Source organism: Stenotrophomonas sp. 2YAF22 (assembly GCF_052114665.1).
Taxonomy (GTDB): Bacteria; Pseudomonadota; Gammaproteobacteria; order Xanthomonadales; family Xanthomonadaceae; genus Stenotrophomonas; species Stenotrophomonas indicatrix.
Genome location: NZ_JBFRFE010000792.1, coordinates 1 through 1,602 on the forward strand (window position 1 = coordinate 1; position 1,602 = coordinate 1,602).

The window sequence follows — 1,602 nt, forward strand, 5'->3', positions numbered from 1 at the left end:
ACCTGGGGTGGCTTCCCGATGCTGTATTCCGATGGCTCGCCCACCGGCTACGACGAATCGTTCAACGCGAGCCCGAAGTGGACCTACTGGGACACCACCAGCAAGCGCGCCTTCGCCACCCTGCAGCACGCCTTCAGCAACGGCTGGAAGTTCAAGGTCGGTGCCACCCACGATGAGACCCGGGCCGACGACAAGCTGTTCTACCCGGCCTACAACGACTGGGCCACCGGCGCGTCGAACTTCGACAAGACCACCGGCGCCGGCATCTCGCCGTCAGCGGGCTTCTACAACACCGAGCGCAAGGTCACCGGCGTTGATGGCTACGTTGACGGTCCGTTCCAGTTGTTCGGCCGCGAGCACCAGTTCATGGCCGGCCTGAGCTACAACAAGCGCGAGTACGCCAACTACGGCGACTACCAGGTCGGCGGCGTCGGCCAGACCTGGAACCCGTTCACCAGCTACCTGAACTGGACCGGCAACATCAGTGAGCCGAACTGGAACCCGCTGGCACTGGCCAGCGAAGGCACCATCACCCAGAAGGCCGGCTACGCCGCTGCACGCCTGTCGCTGGCTGACCCGCTGAAGCTGATCATTGGCGCCCGCTACACCGACTGGAAGAGCGAAGGCGAAGGCGCCGACCGCGCACACAAGGTCACCACGCCGTATGCCGGCCTGGTGTTCGACATCAACGACACTTACTCGACCTACGCCAGCTACACCGAAATCTTCCAGCCGCAGACGCTGAAGGACCGCAACGGCAGCTACCTCGATCCGGTCGATGGCAAAAGCTACGAAGTGGGCATCAAGGGCGCATGGTTCGACAACCGCCTGAACGCCTCACTGGCCGTGTTCCGCATCGAACAGGACAACGTTGGCCAGGCCACCGGTGAACCCGTGCAGGGCAGCCAGAATGAGTTCGCCTATCGCGCCGCGCGTGGCACGGTCAGCCGTGGCTTCGAGTTCGAACTGAATGGCGAGCTGGCAACGGGCTGGAATGCCACCTTCGGTGCCTCGCGCTATGTGGCCAAGGACATCAACGGCGCCGATATCAACACCAATCTGCCACAGACCGCGCTGAAGCTGTTCACCAGCTACACCCCGCAGTCGCTGCAGGAACTGACCGTCGGTGGCGGAGCCAACTGGCAGAACCGCATCTACTACCCGGTACCGGCCTACGGCCGCATCGAGCAGAGCGGCTATGCGCTGGTCAGTGCGTTCGTGCGCTACCGCATCTCGCCGGAGTTCAGCGTGCAGGCCAACCTCAACAACCTGCTGGACAAGAAGTACCTGTCGCAGATCAACGGCTACGGCGCGTATGGCGATGGCCGCAATGGTTCGCTGACCTTTACCTGGTCGTTCTGACGACCCGCTGAGGTCGGAAGGACCGGCACTGGCCGGTCCTTCCCTTGCCCCTCCCCGTTTGCGCGGACGGGCACTATCGCGGCAACACCGAAGCTCCTAAGCTTGCCGCCAGCCGGCTGCAGGATCGCGCCGGCCCCAGGGAAGTCGAACCCGACCAGGCAGGGAGTGAGCGATGAAGAAGTGGATTCTGATCATTGCCGTACTGACAGTGAGTGGCTGTGAAACCCTGAAGCCCAGGAC

The 1,602-nt window shown here is 63.2% G+C and carries 1 protein-coding gene; it reads left to right on the top strand.

Features of this window, described 5'->3' with window-relative positions; all coding sequences use genetic code 11:
- Positions 1 to 1,362 (top strand): TonB-dependent receptor domain-containing protein (locus AB4Y84_RS21170; RefSeq protein ID WP_442250877.1); only part of this gene is annotated, 1,362 nt, incomplete at its 5' end.
- Between the last annotated feature and the right edge of the window lie 240 nt (positions 1,363 to 1,602).